The 15389-nt window shown below is 71.1% G+C and carries 13 protein-coding genes; 4 read left to right on the forward strand and 9 right to left on the reverse strand.

Features of this window, described 5'->3' with window-relative positions:
- Positions 1-29 precede the first annotated feature (29 nt).
- Together E4U92_RS01125 and proB are read right to left on the reverse strand one after the other, a co-directional pair.
- On the reverse strand, positions 30-542 hold the full coding sequence (locus E4U92_RS01125; RefSeq protein ID WP_137298331.1) for a hypothetical protein: 513 nt from the start codon (positions 540-542) through the stop codon (positions 30-32).
- Positions 543-724: 182 nt separating this feature from the next.
- Positions 725-1867, reverse strand: coding sequence for a glutamate 5-kinase (proB, locus tag E4U92_RS01130; RefSeq protein WP_137298332.1), 1143 nt, complete (start codon positions 1865-1867; stop codon positions 725-727).
- Between the two features lie 259 nt (positions 1868-2126).
- Between proB and E4U92_RS01135 the strand changes: the two genes are divergently transcribed.
- Positions 2127-3518: a polysaccharide pyruvyl transferase family protein gene (locus E4U92_RS01135; RefSeq protein WP_137298333.1), complete on the forward strand. Its 1392-nt coding sequence runs from the start codon at positions 2127-2129 to the stop codon at positions 3516-3518.
- A gap of 109 nt (positions 3519-3627) precedes the next feature.
- Here the strand turns inward: E4U92_RS01135 and E4U92_RS01140 are convergent, their stop codons facing one another.
- From E4U92_RS01140 to E4U92_RS01150, 3 genes are all read right to left on the reverse strand, one after another.
- A complete protein-coding gene (locus E4U92_RS01140) occupies positions 3628-4848 on the reverse strand; it encodes a glycosyltransferase family 2 protein (protein WP_137298334.1) in 1221 nt (406 codons plus the stop codon).
- A 245-nt stretch (positions 4849-5093) separates the two neighbouring features.
- Positions 5094-7136, reverse strand: coding sequence for a hypothetical protein (locus E4U92_RS01145; protein WP_137298377.1), 2043 nt, complete (start codon positions 7134-7136; stop codon positions 5094-5096).
- Between the two features lie 256 nt (positions 7137-7392).
- Positions 7393-8892: a bifunctional cytidylyltransferase/SDR family oxidoreductase gene (locus E4U92_RS01150; RefSeq protein ID WP_137298335.1), complete on the reverse strand. Its 1500-nt coding sequence runs from the start codon at positions 8890-8892 to the stop codon at positions 7393-7395.
- Positions 8893-9452: 560 nt separating this feature from the next.
- On the opposite strand from E4U92_RS01150, the gene E4U92_RS01155 reads away from it, so the two are divergent.
- The gene (locus E4U92_RS01155) at positions 9453-9908 is read left to right on the forward strand and encodes a hypothetical protein (protein ID WP_137298336.1); all 456 of its coding nucleotides are present in this window, start codon (positions 9453-9455) and stop codon (positions 9906-9908) included.
- A gap of 74 nt (positions 9909-9982) precedes the next feature.
- On the opposite strand, the gene obgE is transcribed toward E4U92_RS01155, so the two are convergent.
- The 4 genes from obgE to E4U92_RS35760 form a co-directional block, all read right to left on the reverse strand.
- Entirely contained in the window at positions 9983-11428 is a 1446-nt protein-coding gene (obgE, locus tag E4U92_RS01160) for a GTPase ObgE (RefSeq protein ID WP_137298337.1), read from the reverse strand.
- 158 nt (positions 11429-11586) lie between these two features.
- Positions 11587-11841 (reverse strand): 50S ribosomal protein L27, encoded by a 255-nt coding sequence (rpmA, locus tag E4U92_RS01165; RefSeq protein WP_067241160.1) that lies wholly within the window; start codon positions 11839-11841, stop codon positions 11587-11589.
- 14 nt (positions 11842-11855) lie between these two features.
- The gene (gene rplU, locus E4U92_RS01170; RefSeq protein WP_009188585.1) at positions 11856-12176 is read right to left on the reverse strand and encodes a 50S ribosomal protein L21; all 321 of its coding nucleotides are present in this window, start codon (positions 12174-12176) and stop codon (positions 11856-11858) included.
- Between the two features lie 341 nt (positions 12177-12517).
- Positions 12518-12655: a hypothetical protein gene (locus E4U92_RS35760; RefSeq protein ID WP_168725010.1), complete on the reverse strand. Its 138-nt coding sequence runs from the start codon at positions 12653-12655 to the stop codon at positions 12518-12520.
- A gap of 255 nt (positions 12656-12910) precedes the next feature.
- Between E4U92_RS35760 and E4U92_RS01175 the strand changes: the two genes are divergently transcribed.
- Together E4U92_RS01175 and E4U92_RS01180 are read left to right on the forward strand one after the other, a co-directional pair.
- Positions 12911-13894 carry a helix-turn-helix transcriptional regulator gene (locus E4U92_RS01175; protein ID WP_137298338.1) on the forward strand — a complete coding sequence of 328 codons (984 nt, stop codon included), beginning with the start codon at positions 12911-12913 and terminating at the stop codon, positions 13892-13894.
- A gap of 196 nt (positions 13895-14090) precedes the next feature.
- Entirely contained in the window at positions 14091-15380 is a 1290-nt protein-coding gene (locus tag E4U92_RS01180; RefSeq protein WP_137298339.1) for a hypothetical protein, read from the forward strand.
- The last annotated feature ends 9 nt before the right edge of the window (positions 15381-15389 follow it).

Raw genomic sequence — 15389 nt, forward strand, 5'->3', positions numbered from 1 at the left:
TCGGGACCAGGTCCTCGTCACCAGGTCGCTCAGAAGGGGTGCACGCCCACCGGCGCCGCGGGCGGCGGGCCGTAGCCCTCGGCGATGCGCTGGTGGTAGGTCTCGCGGTCGATGACCTCCAGGCCGACGATCTCCCAGGGCGGGAGTCCGGCGGACTGGCGGTGCTCGCCCCACAGCCGCAGGGCGACGGCGGCGGCGTCGTGCAGGTCGCGGGCCTCCTCCCAGTAGCGGATCTCGGCGTGGTCGCCGGCGTAGCGGCTGGTCAGGAGGAAGGGGTGGTCGTGGGCGAGCTGTTCCAGGGCGCGGCGCAGGTCCACCAGCGGGACCTCCTCGCCGGAGACGCTGAGGGTGACGTGCCACAGCCGGGGCAGGTCCTGCGGCTCCTCGTACCGGTCGCCCGCGGCCACGCTGGTCAGGGTGCGCTCCTCCCGCGACGGCCGCGATGCGGAGCCGTTCGAGGTGCGCTCCTCCCGCACCGGCCCCGGTGCGGAGCCGCTCGTGCCGCCACGGGCCGCCGGCACCCCAGGGCGCACTCGTCTCACGACGGCCTCCTTCACGCATGCGCAGCGCTCGTGCGGGGCGCGTCCCCGAGACACGTCCCTCACGACAAAGTGGAGCAGGCCGCGGGGCTCCGTGGGGCGGTTTCACGGAACGTCCCCCACCGGTACGGGCCGTTCGACTCGCCCGAAGGGCCCGTTCGACCCGTCCCCCGCCGGACCGCGCGCTACCCCTGGCCGGCCGGTCGGCGCAGCAGGACCAGGTCGTCGCGGTGGACGACCTCGCGCTCGTAGGCGGGGCCCAGCTCCCGGGCCAGGTCGTGGGTGGAGCGGCCGATGAGCTGGGGGATCTCCTTGGCGTCGAAGTTGACGAGCCCCCGGGCGACCGCGCGTCCGGCGCCGTCGCGCAGCTCGACCGGGTCACCGGCGCTGAAGTCGCCGTCGACGGCGGCGATGCCCGCGGGGAGCAGCGACGTGCGCCGCTCGACGACCGCCCGGACCGCGCCGTCGTCGAGGGTGAGCGAGCCCTGCGGGGTGGAGGCGTGCTGGAGCCACAGCAGCCGGTCGGCGGAGCGCTTGCCGGTGGGGTGAAAGTAGGTGCCGGTGTCGCCGCCGGTCAGGGCCTCGGCGGCGTGGACGGCGCTGGTGAGCACCACGGGCACGCCGGCCGCCGCGGCGATCCCGGCGGCCTCGACCTTGGTGACCATGCCGCCGGTGCCGACGCCGGCCTTGCCCGCGCTGCCGATCTCGACGTGCGCGAGGTCCTCGGGGCCGCGCACCTCGGCGATCCGGGAGGTGCCCGGCTTGCTGGGGTCGCCGTCGTAGACGCCGTCGACGTCGGACAGCAGGACGAGCAGGTCGGCGTGGACGAGGTGGGCGACGAGGGCGGCGAGGCGGTCGTTGTCGCCGAAGCGGATCTCGTCGGTGGCGACGGTGTCGTTCTCGTTGACGATCGGGAAGGCGCCCATCGCGAGCAGCTTGTCCAGCGTGCGGGAGGCGTTGCGGTGGTGGGCGCGACGGCTCATGTCGTCGCTGGTCAGCAGGACCTGGCCGACGCGGACGCCGTAGCGGGCGAAGGAGGCGGTGTAGCGGGCGACGAGCAGGCCCTGGCCGACGCTGGCGGCCGCCTGCTGGCGGGCGAGGTCCTTGGGGCGGCGGCGCAGCCCGAGCGGGGCGAGGCCGGCGGCGATGGCACCCGAGGAGACCAGGACGATCTCCTTCTCGCCGCCGCTGCGGACCTTGGCGAGGACGTCCACGAGCGCGTCGACCCGGTCGGCGTCGAGGCCGCCCGAGGCGGTGGTCAGCGAGGAGGAGCCGACCTTGACCACGATCCTGCGCGCCTGATGTACGGCCTGCCGTGCCCCTGCCACTGTGCCCACTGTCCCCTCGTCCGGCCGCCGGACCGCCCGGCCGCCCGGCGCGCCCGGCGTGGGTGCGCCCGTCGGAAAATCTACGCGAAGGGGCCGTGCCACCGCGCCGCGGTCCACGCAGCGGACAGTGCCGGGCCGCTTGCGGTGCGTGACGGTTTGCTCACCGTTCGCGTACGGCAAAAAGGTTGTACTGGTTTCAGATAGAAATTAAAGGGAAGACAAACTACTTTTGAAGTTTGTGTCTCCTACTGTTCGCCCTGTGAAGCGCCTGCTCCTGAGATCGGGGAAGAGCCCCTTCGACGTCGTCCCCGTCGAGGAAGCCATCCACCGCGACGTCATCGCCACCAACTCCGGCAATCTGATCTTCAGCGACGCCGCGCACAAGATCCTCACCACGCCGGAGACCGAGGTCGTCTCCAACGGCATGCGGACCGACGTGTCCGCGGCCGGACGGATCAACGAGGAGTTCGACGCCTTCGTCATCCCGCTGGCCAACGCGTTCCGGCCGTCGTTCGAGCCCTCCCTGCGGCGGCTGACACGGCTGATATCCAAGCTGCGCATCCCCGTCGTCATCCTCGGGGTGGGCGCCCAGGCGGGCGTCACCTACGACCCGGCCCGGCTGAAGGACATGGAGCCCACCGTGCGCGCGTTCTGCGCGGCGGTGCTGGAGCGCAGCGCGTCGATCGGGGTGCGCGGCGAGTTCACCGAGCAGTACCTCACCGGCCTGGGCTTCAAGGACGTCGAGGTCATCGGCTGCCCCTCGATGTTCCTGCACGGCGACAGACTGCCGGTCGAGAAGAAGGCCCCGGCGCTGACCGCCGGCTCGCGGATCGCGGTCAACGGCTCGCACAGCGCCATGCGCAGCGGCCTGCACCGGATCGTCGAGCGCGCCCACGCGCGCTACCCGGACCTGACCTACATCGGCCAGAACATCCAGGACGCCCGGCAGCTGCACTGGCGCGACGTGAACTCCGCGGCCGGGCGCATCACCGAGATGCCGACCCACCCCGACCACCCGATGTACCGCGAGGGCAAGGCCCGGGTCTACATGGACCCGGCGACCTGGATCGAGGACCTGCGCGGGTTCGACTACTCGTTCGGCTCACGCATCCACGGCAACATCGCCGCGCTGCTCGCGGGCACGCCGGCGACGGTGCTGGCGTTCGACTCGCGCACGCTGGAGCTGTGCCGCTACTTCGAGATCCCGCACCAGCGGCTCGACCAGACGCCGCCCGACACCGACCCGGCCGAGCTGTACGAGAAGGCCGACTTCGGCCCGCTGACCGGCAACCACCGGGAGCGCTTCGACCGCTTCGTGGCGTTCCTGGACAAGAACGGCCTGCCGAACACCTTCAGCCACGGCGACGGCGGTGAGGCGTTCGACAAGAAGCTGCGGTCGCTGTCCTTCCCGCCCGGCGTGCGGCCCTGGAACGACACCGACCTCGCCTCGCTGAGCACCCGTTTCGGCTGGCTCCAGCAGCGCATCACCGAGCTGGACACGCACAACGCGCAGCTCAAGCGCGAGCTGGCGAAGAGCCGGGCGGGTGCGAAGGCCCTGGTGAACGCCGCCAAGCCGGTTCCGTCGGTCTACCGCCGCGCCCGCCGGGCGATGGGCGGCCGCCTGCGCCGCGCGCTCGGCTCGGACCAGTGAGCCGGTGAGCCGGTGAGCCGGTGAGCCGGTGGGGCACTGACCCGCAGGCAGCGGCCGGCGTCGTCGCGGTCGGTCCTGGCGGCCCGCCGTCGCGGTCCGCGGCCGCGGCTCAGGCCGCGGCCGCCCCGCGCGGGGTCGTCCGGCGCGGCGACAGCAGGCGGCGCAGCTTGCGGGCCGCGCGGCGGGTGAACGACGTCGTCGGGCCCTGGCGCCAGCCGGGGTGCCCCTTGGCCTCGCGGGGCTCGGCGAGGTAGATCCGGTCGGGCACGCCCGCCGCCCGGGAGCGGAAGTGGGGGTAGGCCAGGTAGAGCCGGGTGCCGCGCTTCTCCAGCACCGGCTCCGGCTCCTTCTTGGCCCGGAGGAACTCCAGGACCTCGTCGAGCAGGTCGGGCCGCCCCGCGGCGACCAGGTGCAGCCGCAGCCGCTGCTCGACCTTCAGGCGGTGGGCCACGCCCTCGTTCCAGTGGGCGTCCAGCATCGGCTTGGCCAGCTCCAGCTTGTGCCGGCGGACCTCCTCGGTGTCCCGCAGGAACACCGGGCCGAACTGGGGCAGCAGGGTCACCAGGAAGGGCCGGACCATGAGCACGTCCCGCTTGGCGCCGGGCGGGACCAGCCGCTCGATCAGGGCCATCAGGGCGCGCGCGGAGTCGAAGCGCTTGAGGTAGCCGCCGGTCTTGGTGACGTGCTTGCCGTCGGTGCGGCCCACCAGGTAGTAGCAGGTGTAGTCGGCGATCACGGAGACGCCGTCGGCGCGCAGGTACGCCTCCATGGTGAACACCGCGTCCTCGCCGGTCCACAGCGACTCGTCGAACCGCATGGAGTACCGCTCCAGCATCGCCCGGCGGAACAGCTTCTGCGCACTGAGCGTGAACTTGATGTTGGAGGAGTAGACGTCCGTGCGGTCGAGGGTCTTGCCCCACATCGAGCCGGGCGGCTTGCGGTTGATGCCCTCGACCCGGCCCAGCACGACGTCCGTGCCGTTGCGGTCGGCCATCGCGACCATGCGCTCCAGGGCCTCGGGCCCGAGCCGGTCGTCGGCGTCCAGGAAGAACACGTAGCGCCCGGTGGCCTTGGACAGGCCGACGTTGCGCGGGCCGCTGGGACCGCCGGAGTTGTCCTGGCGGATGACGGTGACCGGCATGGGGACGCGCGCGGCGAACTCCTCCAGGTACGCGCCGGTGCCGTCGGTGGAGCCGTCGTCGACCGCGATGACCTCGATGCGCTCGGGGGCGAGCGTCTGCGCCTCGACCGACGCGAGGCACTCGACGAGGTACGGCATCGCCTCGTACGCCCCGATCACCACGGTGACGTCCGGCTGAGCGACGGTCACGAGACCCCCTGGTCCTGGTAAGTGCGCCTCATACTTCTATGGCTACCTGATAGACGGGAAATCGTGACGGCGCGTTCACCCACTCAATGTGACCCGGGGCACGCCAAGAGCACCCGAAGGACAGGCCAAGACCCTCCCAAATCGGGCGGCAGCACGCCGCCGGACCGCCCGGAAGCACCGCAGGGCCCGGCCTGGGAGGCCGGGCCCTGCGATGAGGCCGAACGGGTGACACCGCGGCCGGCGCCTCAGCCGGCCGGAGTCTCCTTGGTGCTCGTCAGGCCCTGGTCGTCGACTGTCGTGGCGATCCGCGCCGTCTGGCCGGCGTTGCGCGCCTCCGCCTTGAGGGCGAGGGCGGCGACCGCGGCGTTGAACCGCTCGATGGACGTCGGCTCGTCCGGTCCGAGCAGGTACTCCTTGAGCGCCTTGCGGTCCCCGGCCAGTGGATCGGCGGCCGGGTCGCGCACCGCGGCCAGCAGGGCGTCCAGACCCGTGGCGCCGTTGTCGAGGATGACCGCGGCGCGCACGGCCGTGTTCTGCCGCATGAACTCCTGCGCGCCGAGGCCCGCCGAGTCGGTCACCGCGTACGGCTTGCCGCTGGCGATGTAGTCGGAGACCACGCTGGAGATGTCGGAGACCATCGCCTCGGAGACGTTGAAGCAGTCGTACAGGCGCGGCTCGGAACCCGTGATCACGCGGTGCTCCCACTCCGGGAAGGAACGCCAGTAGGCGTCGTTCCACTCGGCGCGCAGCCGGGCGACCTCCTCGTGCCGGCGGAAGTCGACGAGCCCGTCACGGGCGGTCTGGGCCTCGTCGCCGCCGCCCTCGCGGGTGCGGGCCAGCTCGGCCAGGCGCTGCTCGATCCGGGCCAGCTCCGCCTTGGCGGCGGCCTGGGCGGCGGTGTCGGGGGTGAAGCGGGGGTCCATGGCGCGCTCGGCGGCGGCCTTCTTCACCAGCGCCTCGACCCGGCGGTGGGCGGCGCCGGCGCGGGCGCTGCGGGTGCCGGTGAAGGGGTGCGGCTTGTACAGGACGCGCACCGGCGGGTCGGCGGCGACCAGGCGCTCGACGATGTTCACGCCGGCCAGGATCAGCGAGGTGTTGCCGGGGTTGTCGTCCCAGCCCTCCCAGGTCGGGGCGTAGAGCACCGTCGGCACGCGGCCCGCCGGGACCTCGCGGCGCGGCTGGATGGGCGCGAGCTGCGGGCGGCCCACCTCGACGATGTCACCGTCGAGGATGCCGACGTCCGCGATGGCGTAGCGGTCGCGGCCGGCCCGGCCCGCGGTCCACACCTCGTCGTAGACCTTGCTGAACGGGTTGACGCTGGCGAGCTTGTCGCTGTCGCCGTGGCCGATGAAGACGTGCTTCATGGTGGGCACGCGCAGCAGGTGGATGTTCTTGCCGACGTTCGCCGCGTAGAGGGCGACCCGCACCGTGGACAGGTCCAGGTTCATCAGGTGCACTCCCCCGGGCACGCTGATGACGGGGACCGTGGTCGGGGTGAGCTTCTCCAGGATGACGTGCTCGCGCAGCAGGACGAGCGGGCGCGAGTCGAGCTGCTCCATGGTTTCCAGCCACATGTTGACCTGGTACGCCGAGTCGGCGGAGCCGGAGAAGTACAGCACCGTCTCGGGGCGGTACTCGCGCAGCCAGGCGCTGACGGCGGAGAGCACCTTGTCGGCCCGGGGCGGGAGACGCTTGGCGCGCAGGTACGGCACCAGCGCGAGGACGTAGAGCAGGCCCAGGCCGAGGGTGACGCCGATGCCGGCGTAGGCGACGGCGGCGGGGCCGCCCCCCGCCCAGACGAGCAGGCCCACGACGGCCGGCAGGTCCAGGTGCAGCACCTTCTCGCCGGCGTTGCGCAGCAGCAGCCGCGGCGGGGCGTCGGGGATGCGGATGCGGGAGACCAGGTCGACGTTGCGGGTCTGGACGGGCATCGAACGGCGCTTGCCGATCAGGGTCACCAGGGCGCCGTGCGGGGCCTGGAGGCCGAAGAAGACCGTGAAACAGGCGATGGCCGCGTAGAACGCCGGGGCCTCGGAGAGGTCCAGGCGGGCCAGGAGCAGCAACAGCAGCAGCTCGCGGACGAGGAATCTGATCGACAGACCCGCACGCACCTTGGTGAGCAGCTGGACGAGGTAGCTGCGCCTGCGGTGGAGGTAGAGGTCCGCGAGGTACGTCACGGCGGCCACGGCCGCGAAGGCGGGGACGCTCGGGAGGAGCGCGGTCAGCATGAGGCAGGGGTAGCCCAGCATCATGAGGGCCGCCGCGGCCAGCTCAGCAGCGCTGCCCACACGGGCGACGCGGATGGCTTTGGTTATCACGGGTGAACCTGCTCTGGGAGGGGGAGGCCGGTCAGCCGGGTCGGGGGCGGTGTTCGGTTCTTCGGTCCTTCGATTCAGCCGATCGGGGCCGTACGGGCCGAAACGGAATGGACCCTGTGTATCGGCTGAGAGAGTTCGGGGCGATTTCTACGGATTCAGGCCCCTGCGTGCTCCGGTAAACGGGGAGCCACAGAGGCCTGAAATTCGTATGGCTATTTCTGGCTGATTATGCCACGCCGTCGTGGCGGTCCAGCACACCGGCCAGCGCCTGCTCGAACCCGGACGCCTGGCCGGCACTGGCCGTGGGGTCCTGCTGGCGGACGTCGATGACGTGCCCGGTGAGCTCGGAGAGCAGCACGTCGAGCGAGGTGCGGGCGACGGCCTCGGAGGACAGCAGGGAGCCCGCGGGCTCCTGGCCGAACGCCTTGGTCCGCATGGGGGTGGCCGTGCGCTCGGGGTTGATGCAGTTCACCCGGACACCGTCGCCGGCCCACTCGTCGGACAGGGCCTGGGTGAGGTTCACCATGGCGGCCTTGGTGGAGGAGTACAGGCTGTACTCGGCGCGGCCGCGGGTGTAGCTGCTGGAGGTGTACAGCAGGAGCTGGCCCTTGGTCTCGGCGAGGTACTTGTAGGCCGAACGGGCGATCTGCACCGGGGCCAGGTAGTTCACCTTCAGCGCTTCCTCGATGGTCGCGTTGTCGGTCTCGGCCAGCTTGCCGATGCGCAGTACGCCCGCGGTGTTGACGACGTAGTCGATGCGCCCGGTCTCGGCGTACGCCTTGGACAGGGCGTCGTCGACCTCCTCCGGGTTCTCCACGTGGGTGCCGGTGGTGGAGCGGCCGAGCGCGTACACCGTGGCGCCGTAGCCGCGGGCGAGTTCGGCGATGTCCTTGCCGATGCCGTACGAGCCGCCGAAGACGACGAGGGTCCGGCCGGTGAGCAGTTGGCGGTAGTCCTCCTCGCCGTTCTGCTCGGGGGCGGCGGTCGAGGCGAGCTGGAAGAGCTTGTCGGCGATGAAGACGTCGACGGGCTGGGTGACCTTCATGTTGTACTCGTCGCCCGCGACGACGTGGATCGGCACGTGCGGCAGGTAGCGCAGGACGACCGTGCAGTCGTCGGTGGCCTGGAAGTTGGGGTCGCCGGCCGCGACCTCGTAGGCCCGGCGGATGGTGGAGAGCTTGAACGCCTGCGGGGTCTGTCCGCGGCGCAGCCGAGAGCGGTCGGGGATGTCGGTGATGAACTCCCCGTCCTCGCCGTGGGTGCGCGTGACGATGATGGTGTCCGCGGAGGGGATGGCGACGTCGACGGCCTGGTAGCGCTCCAGCGCGGCGACGCAGTCGTCGATGACGCGCCGCGACAGCAGGGGGCGCACGGCGTCGTGGAACAGGACGTTGGCGTCCTCGCCCTCGGCCAGCCCCTCGCCCAGGACGGAGATGGCGCGCTCGGTGGTCTCGTTGCGCGTGGCGCCGCCCTCGATGATCCGGGAGACCTTGCGGAACCCGGCCTTGGCGACGATCTTCTCCACGTCCGGGACGTAACCCGGCGCCATGAGCACGATGACGTCGTCGATGGAGTCGGCGTGCTCGAAGGTGGTCAGGGTGTGCTCGATGACTGCCTTGCCGGCGATCTTCAGCAGCTGCTTGGGGATCTGCAGACCCACGCGCTGACCGGTACCGCCGGCCAGGATCACTGCGGTCGTACGGGGCTTGGCTATGTGCTGGGACACAGGGTGACCTACCTTGGGGCGACAGGGAACGGGGAAAGGTTCCCACTTGCGGTTACCGCGATGCAAGGCGAGCGTCCCTCCCTGCATATGCAGGCGCTACCTGCCATTCACCTTGCGTGCCGGTGCCGGCGAGTATGCGGAGTCGTTCTGTGGGCACTGTCTGGAAATCCTGTGAGGTGCTCCACAGGAGTGTTTTACAGCCCGAGCGTCACGAGCTTAACGCCGACCGGACCGTCGGCACGCCCGGAGGCTCCTCCCCCTCGTCTGCCCGGCGCCGCGGCCGGCACACCCGCCGCGGCGGACCACACCGGCGCCCCGGGGGCCGCGACTCCTCCGGGACCCGGAGCGCGGGGGAGATCTTCACGTTTGGGGAATTGCGGCAGGAATGCGATTCGGCGGGAAGGTCATTGCCGCCCGTCCCCGTCGGAACGAACTGCGATGCCTCCCCGGGCATGAGCCGCAAAAGGCCTACGGGCGATCCGCCACTCCCCTAAGATCACCGTCGTTTGGACCATGCACCTGACATTCGCCCACTTCGGTGGAAGAGAGACGGGACTTTCATGCGTCGCATCATCAGGGCAGTCGGTCTGGCCGCCGCAGTGGCGGGCACCCTCCTGCTCGGCGCCGGGCCCTCGGTCGCACAGCCCCTCTGGCAGGCGTGGGTCACGCCGAGCGACTACTCGTGCGGGAAGACCATCCACCACGACAAGTCGAACTACGTCTTCTTCCAGACGTGCATCATCCACGGCTCCGGTCACTACATCCAGCCCGTGCTCGTGGTGTCGAACACGTCCGACAAGACGGTCGGGATCTTCGGCGAGACCTACGCCAACTGGGAGTCCGACGGCGGCATGAGCTTCTGCCACGACGACCACATCCCCCCCAACGGCCGCAAGGCGTGCTACGGCGAGACGTCGTCCGGCCGCACCGGGGTGAACACCGCCTACAGCATCTTCTACATGAACGGCGTCGACATCGGCACCTACAGCCCCACCGCGAGCTACACCCTCTTGTGACGCCGGCGCACCACGGTGCGCCAACAGCCCGGGGCCGCCCGCCGTACCGGCGGGCGGCCCCGGACGTGTGGCGGCTAGAAGGGTTCGAAGCCGTCGAACTCGCGGTGGGACTCGTCGTGTTCGGCCTGGCGGTCCCGGCGGCGCTGGGCCGCGGGGCGCGGGGCCTCGAAGCGGTGGTCCTCGCCGCGGCGGCCGAGCATCTCGGCGCCGGCCACCACGGACGGCTCCCAGTCGAAGACCACGGCGTTCTCCTCGGGGCCGATGGCGACGCCGTCGCCGGAGCGGGCGCCCGCCTTCATCAGCTCCTCCTCGACACCGAGGCGGTTGAGACGGTCGGCGAGGTAACCCACGGCCTCGTCGTTGTTGAAGTCGGTCTGGCGCACCCAGCGCTCGGGCTTCTCGCCGCGCACGCGGAACAGCGGCTCGCCGTCGACGTCCTCACGGGTGACGGTGAAGCCGGCGTCGTCCACGGCCTGGGGCCGGATGACGATGCGCGTGGCCTCCTCGCGGGGCTTGGCGGCGCGGGCGCGCGCGACCAGCTCGGCGAGCGCGAAGGACAGCTCCCGCAGGCCCGTGTGGGCGACGGCCGACACCTCGAAGACGCGGTAGCCGCGGGCCTCCAGGTCGGGCCGGACCATCTCGGCCAGGTCCTTGCCGTCCGGTACGTCGATCTTGTTGAGGACGACGATCCGCGGACGGTTGTCGAGGCCGCCGTACTGGCGCAGCTCCTCCTCGATGATGTCGAGGTCGGAGACGGGGTCGCGGTCGGACTCCAGGGTCGCCGTGTCCAGCACGTGCACCAGGACGCTGCACCGCTCGACGTGCCGCAGGAACTCCAGGCCCAGGCCCTTGCCCTGGCTGGCGCCGGGGATCAGGCCGGGGACGTCGGCGATCGTGTACACGGTCGAGCCGGCGGTGACCACGCCGAGGTTGGGCACCAGGGTGGTGAACGGGTAGTCGGCGATCTTCGGCTTCGCGGCGGACAGCACGGAGATCAGCGACGACTTGCCGGCGCTCGGGTAGCCGACGAGGGCCACGTCGGCGACGGTCTTCAGCTCCAGGACGATGTCGCGCAGGTCACCCGGCTCGCCGAGCAGGGCGAAGCCGGGCGCCTTGCGGCGGGCGCTGGCCAGGGCCGCGTTGCCGAGACCGCCGCGGCCGCCCTGGGCGGCGACGAAGGAGGTGCCGTGGCCGACGAGGTCGGCGAGGACGTTGCCCGCCTTGTCCAGGACGACGGTGCCGTCCGGCACGGGCAGGACCAGGTCCTGGCCGTCCTTGCCGCTGCGGTTGCCGCCCTCGCCCGGCTTGCCGTTGGTGGCCTTGCGGTGCGGGGAGTGGTGGTACTCGAGGAGCGTGGTGACGGACTGGTCGACGGTGAGGATCACGTCGCCGCCGCGTCCGCCGTTGCCGCCGTCGGGCCCGCCGAGCGGCTTGAACTTCTCACGGTGGACGGAGGCACAGCCGTGGCCTCCGTTACCCGCGGCGACGTGAAGTTCGACGCGGTCCACGAAGGTGGTCATGATGGGTGCCTCCAGCACTTCGGTCTGCCGTACGTACGGGTGTTTCTCCGGGCGCGGGTGTGGCGCCGCGCCCTTCTCCTGCGTAACACGCGAAAGGCGGACCCGCCTTCCCGCCCGGGAAGTGAGGTCCGCCTCGCGAAGAGTTTCGATCAGCCCGCTCAGGCGACCGGAACGATGTTCACGACCTTGCGGCCGCGGTGGGTACCGAACTCCACCGCACCGGCCTGCAGCGCGAACAGCGTGTCGTCGCCGCCGCGGCCGACACCGGCGCCCGGGTGGAAGTGGGTGCCGCGCTGGCGGATCAGGATCTCACCGGCGTTCACGACCTGACCGCCGAAGCGCTTCACGCCGAGCCGCTGGGCATTGGAGTCGCGACCGTTCCGGGTGGACGATGCGCCCTTCTTGTGTGCCATTTCTCCTCAGTCCCTTACTTCGCGGCCGTGGGGATCGACGTGACCTTGATCGCCGTGTACTGCTGGCGGTGGCCCTGACGACGGCGGTAGCCGGTCTTGTTCTTGTAGCGCAGAATGTCGATCTTCTGGCCCTTGTGGTGGTCCACGACCTCGGCCTGGACCTTGATGCCGGCCAGCACCCACGGGTCGCTGGTCACGGCGTCGCCGTCGACAACGAGCAGGGTCGAGAGCTCGACCGTGTCGCCAACCTTGGCGGTGGAAATCTTGTCAACCTCAACGATGTCGCCGACAGCAACCTTGTGCTGGCGACCACCGCTGCGCACGATGGCGTACACGCGGATCTCTCTTTCGCTCGGAGAACGGCACCCCCGCAGGCCAGCCGCCCGGCGCACGAGCAGCCTCTCCGGACCGACCCGTGCGGGCCTGCCCGGAGGAAGAGGTTTACGGGGATGTGGCGCGTCAGGGGACACGCCGACGGTCAAGGTTACGGGGCCCGGCTTGAGGGGTCAAACCGGGCCCCGGTCGCTCGGGCACGACGTGCCTCACGTCCTCCGTGACGATGGTGCCGGCGGTCACGCGGACCGTCTCCTCGCGGCCCCCCACCGCCTTCTGTCTCGCGCCGGCCGGTGTCTCCGTGGCCTCCGTCAGGCCCGGACGAGCCGCGCCGCCCGCCGGACTACTGCCAGCCGAAGTCGTCGGCGACCGCCACCGGGCCCTGGGCCGTCTGGCGGCCGAGGTCGTCGGCGACGGCGGGGGCGAGGGCGATGGAGGCGAGAGCAACGACTGCGGCGGTCTTCGCGAGGGCGGAGAGCATGGGATCGGCCTTCCTGGGTCCGGTCGACGGGCGGGAACGTGATCCGGTTCAGGTCCCGCGGTGACCCCTCCGGCGCCGCCCGGCTCTCGGGCCGTGGCGACGAGAACTACCTTCTCCGCAGGTCAGACCCCATGGAAGAGCTTCCCGATGGCCCCAACGGGCCTTGGCCCAATAGGGCCAGCCGGCACCAGCCGCCCCTCCAGCCCCCGCACGGGCGTGCGATCATGCCGTTGCTTTACGTGGAGGAGGGGGAACGTGCTGTCAGCACTCGGACTCGATGAGCAGACGGAGACCGTCTACCGGGCGATGCTCATGCATCCCGCGGAGGGCGTGGCGGGGTTGGGCCACCGGCTGGGGCTGCCCGAGAGCGCCGTGCGCCAGGCGCTGGACCAGCTCAGCGAGTTGGCCCTGGTGCGGCCGTCGTACGAGGAACCCGGCCGGCTCACGGCGGTCAGCCCCGACGTCGGCATGGAACTGCTGCTGGCCCGCCAGCAGGCCGAACTCGCCGCCCAGCAGCAGCGCGTCGAGGCGTCCCGGGCCGCCGCGGCCCAACTCATCGCCGAGTACGCCGACTTGCGGCCGACCGCGGGGACGCCCGGCGTCGAGCACCTCGTCGGACTCGACGCGATCAGGGACCGGTTGACGCGGCTGCAGCGCGAGGTCCGCGAGGACGTCATGATCTTCGCGCCCGACGGCGAGCAGACCCCCGAGAACCTGGAGGCCTCCCGTCCCCTCGACGAGGCCCTGCTGAGCCGCGGGGTGCGCATGCGCACCGTCTACCTGGAGAGCGTGCGCAACAGCCCCCACACCCTGGAGTACGCCCAGTGGCTGTCGGGCCTGGGCCGCGAGGCCCGTACGGTGGCGACGCTGCCGATCCGCATGATCATCGTGGACAGGGCCACCGCGGTCATCCCGGTGAACGGCGAGGACAGCGCGTCCGGTGCCGTCGTCCTCACCGGCCACGGCACCCTGGCCGCCCTGTGCGCCCTGTTCGAGACCGTGTGGGCGAACGCCACGCCGTTCGGTGCCGTGGCCTCGCGCGACGAGCACGGACTGACCGAATCGGAGTCGGCGACCCTGCAGTTGCTGGCCGCCGGCCACACCGACGAGGCGATCGCCAAGCGGCTCGGGGTCTCCCACCGCACGGCACGCCGCATCGCCACGTCCCTGATGGAGCGGCTCGGTGCGCGCAGCCGCTTCGAGGCCGGGGTGAAGGCCGCGCACCGGGGCTGGCTGTAACGCTCTGGACGTAACGGGCCAAGGCCAGTTGCGTCCACCCGAAAGCCCTTCCCGCCCCGCTGACCTGCGAAGAAAGTAGTTCCTGCCACCGGCCGCCCGGCTGGGGCCGGCCCCCTCGGCCGCACCGCGAGCGGTGTCCACGGGGGGCCGGCGCACCCCGGCGTCCGTTCGATCCCGTCAGCGCAGGAGCCTTTCCATGAAGATCACGCACGCCCTCCGCCGCACCCTGGCCACCCTCGCCGTCAGCGCCCTCTCGGTCGGCGGCCTGACCCTGGCGACGGCCGCTCCCGCCCACGCCGTCGCCTCGTGCACGGGGGACGTGTCGGTGTACGGCACGCTGGCGGACGGCCGGCTGACCTACAGCCAGATCGAGCCGAACACCGGTGACCGGGTCAAGACACTCATCGGCCCGAACCTCGGTTTCACGCCCAAGGCGATGGCGACGCTCAACTTCAACACGGTCCTGGTCACGTCGACCGCCGGTGATCTGTACAGAGTCGACGTGCAGACCAACAACACCTCGCTGACCCTCGCCGGGGTCAGCAAGATCTGGGACGGCGGCTGGACCTTCGACAAGATGGTGTACGACGGCTACGGCCACCTCTACGGCACCGTCGAGGGCCAGCTCCACCAGTACGTCGTCTCCCAGCCCAAGCCGACCGGCTCCGCGCACATCGGCCAGCACGTCGTGATCGACACCGGGTTCGTGCTCAAGACCCTGGCCGCCGCGGGCGACGACCGGCTCGTCGCCTCGACCCAGGACGGCCGGCTGCTCAGCTACAAGATCAACGGCGTCGGCGACTGGGACCGCTCCGTGCTGCAGGCCGACGGCTGGTCGGCGGTGGACTCGCTCTCCTCGCCCGGCGGCGGTCTCTACTACGGCCGCACCAACGGCGGCCTGTACTGGTACCACGACGTCGACCCGACCGACGGCGACGGCTCCGACATCGCCTACCACCCCAACGACCCGGTGGACGCCTCCGGCTGGACCCAGACCCTGCTGTCGGCCTACGGCAACAACTGCGCCTACGTGCCGCCCGCCCCGCCGACGTCCAACCAGGGCGGCACGATCTACCGCAGCGAAGTGATGTCCCGCGCCAAGGACTGGTACGGCCGTGACGTGCAGTACAGCCAGAGCGCCTCGGCCAAGGACGTGGACGGCGACCACTCCTACCGCACGGACTGCTCCGGCTTCGTCTCCATGGCCTGGCACCTCACCTCCTCGCTGACGACCTACACGCTCCCCAGCGTGAGCACGCAGATCTCGAAGTCCTCCCTCCGGCCGGGCGACGCGCTGAACTACAGCGACCAGCACGTGGTCCTCTTCGCCGGCTGGAAGGACCAGGACGCGGGCACCTTCTACTACTACTCGCTGGCCAACCCGACCACGGACATGAAGTACTCGACCGCGAACGTCTACAGCGGCACGATCGACAGCTGGCCGGCCTCGTCGTACGTCGCCCTGCGCTACGACAAGATCGCCTGACACCCGTCC

It is taken from the genome of Streptomyces galbus (genome assembly GCF_005280195.1).
In the GTDB taxonomy this organism is placed as follows: domain Bacteria; phylum Actinomycetota; class Actinomycetes; order Streptomycetales; family Streptomycetaceae; genus Streptomyces; species Streptomyces galbus.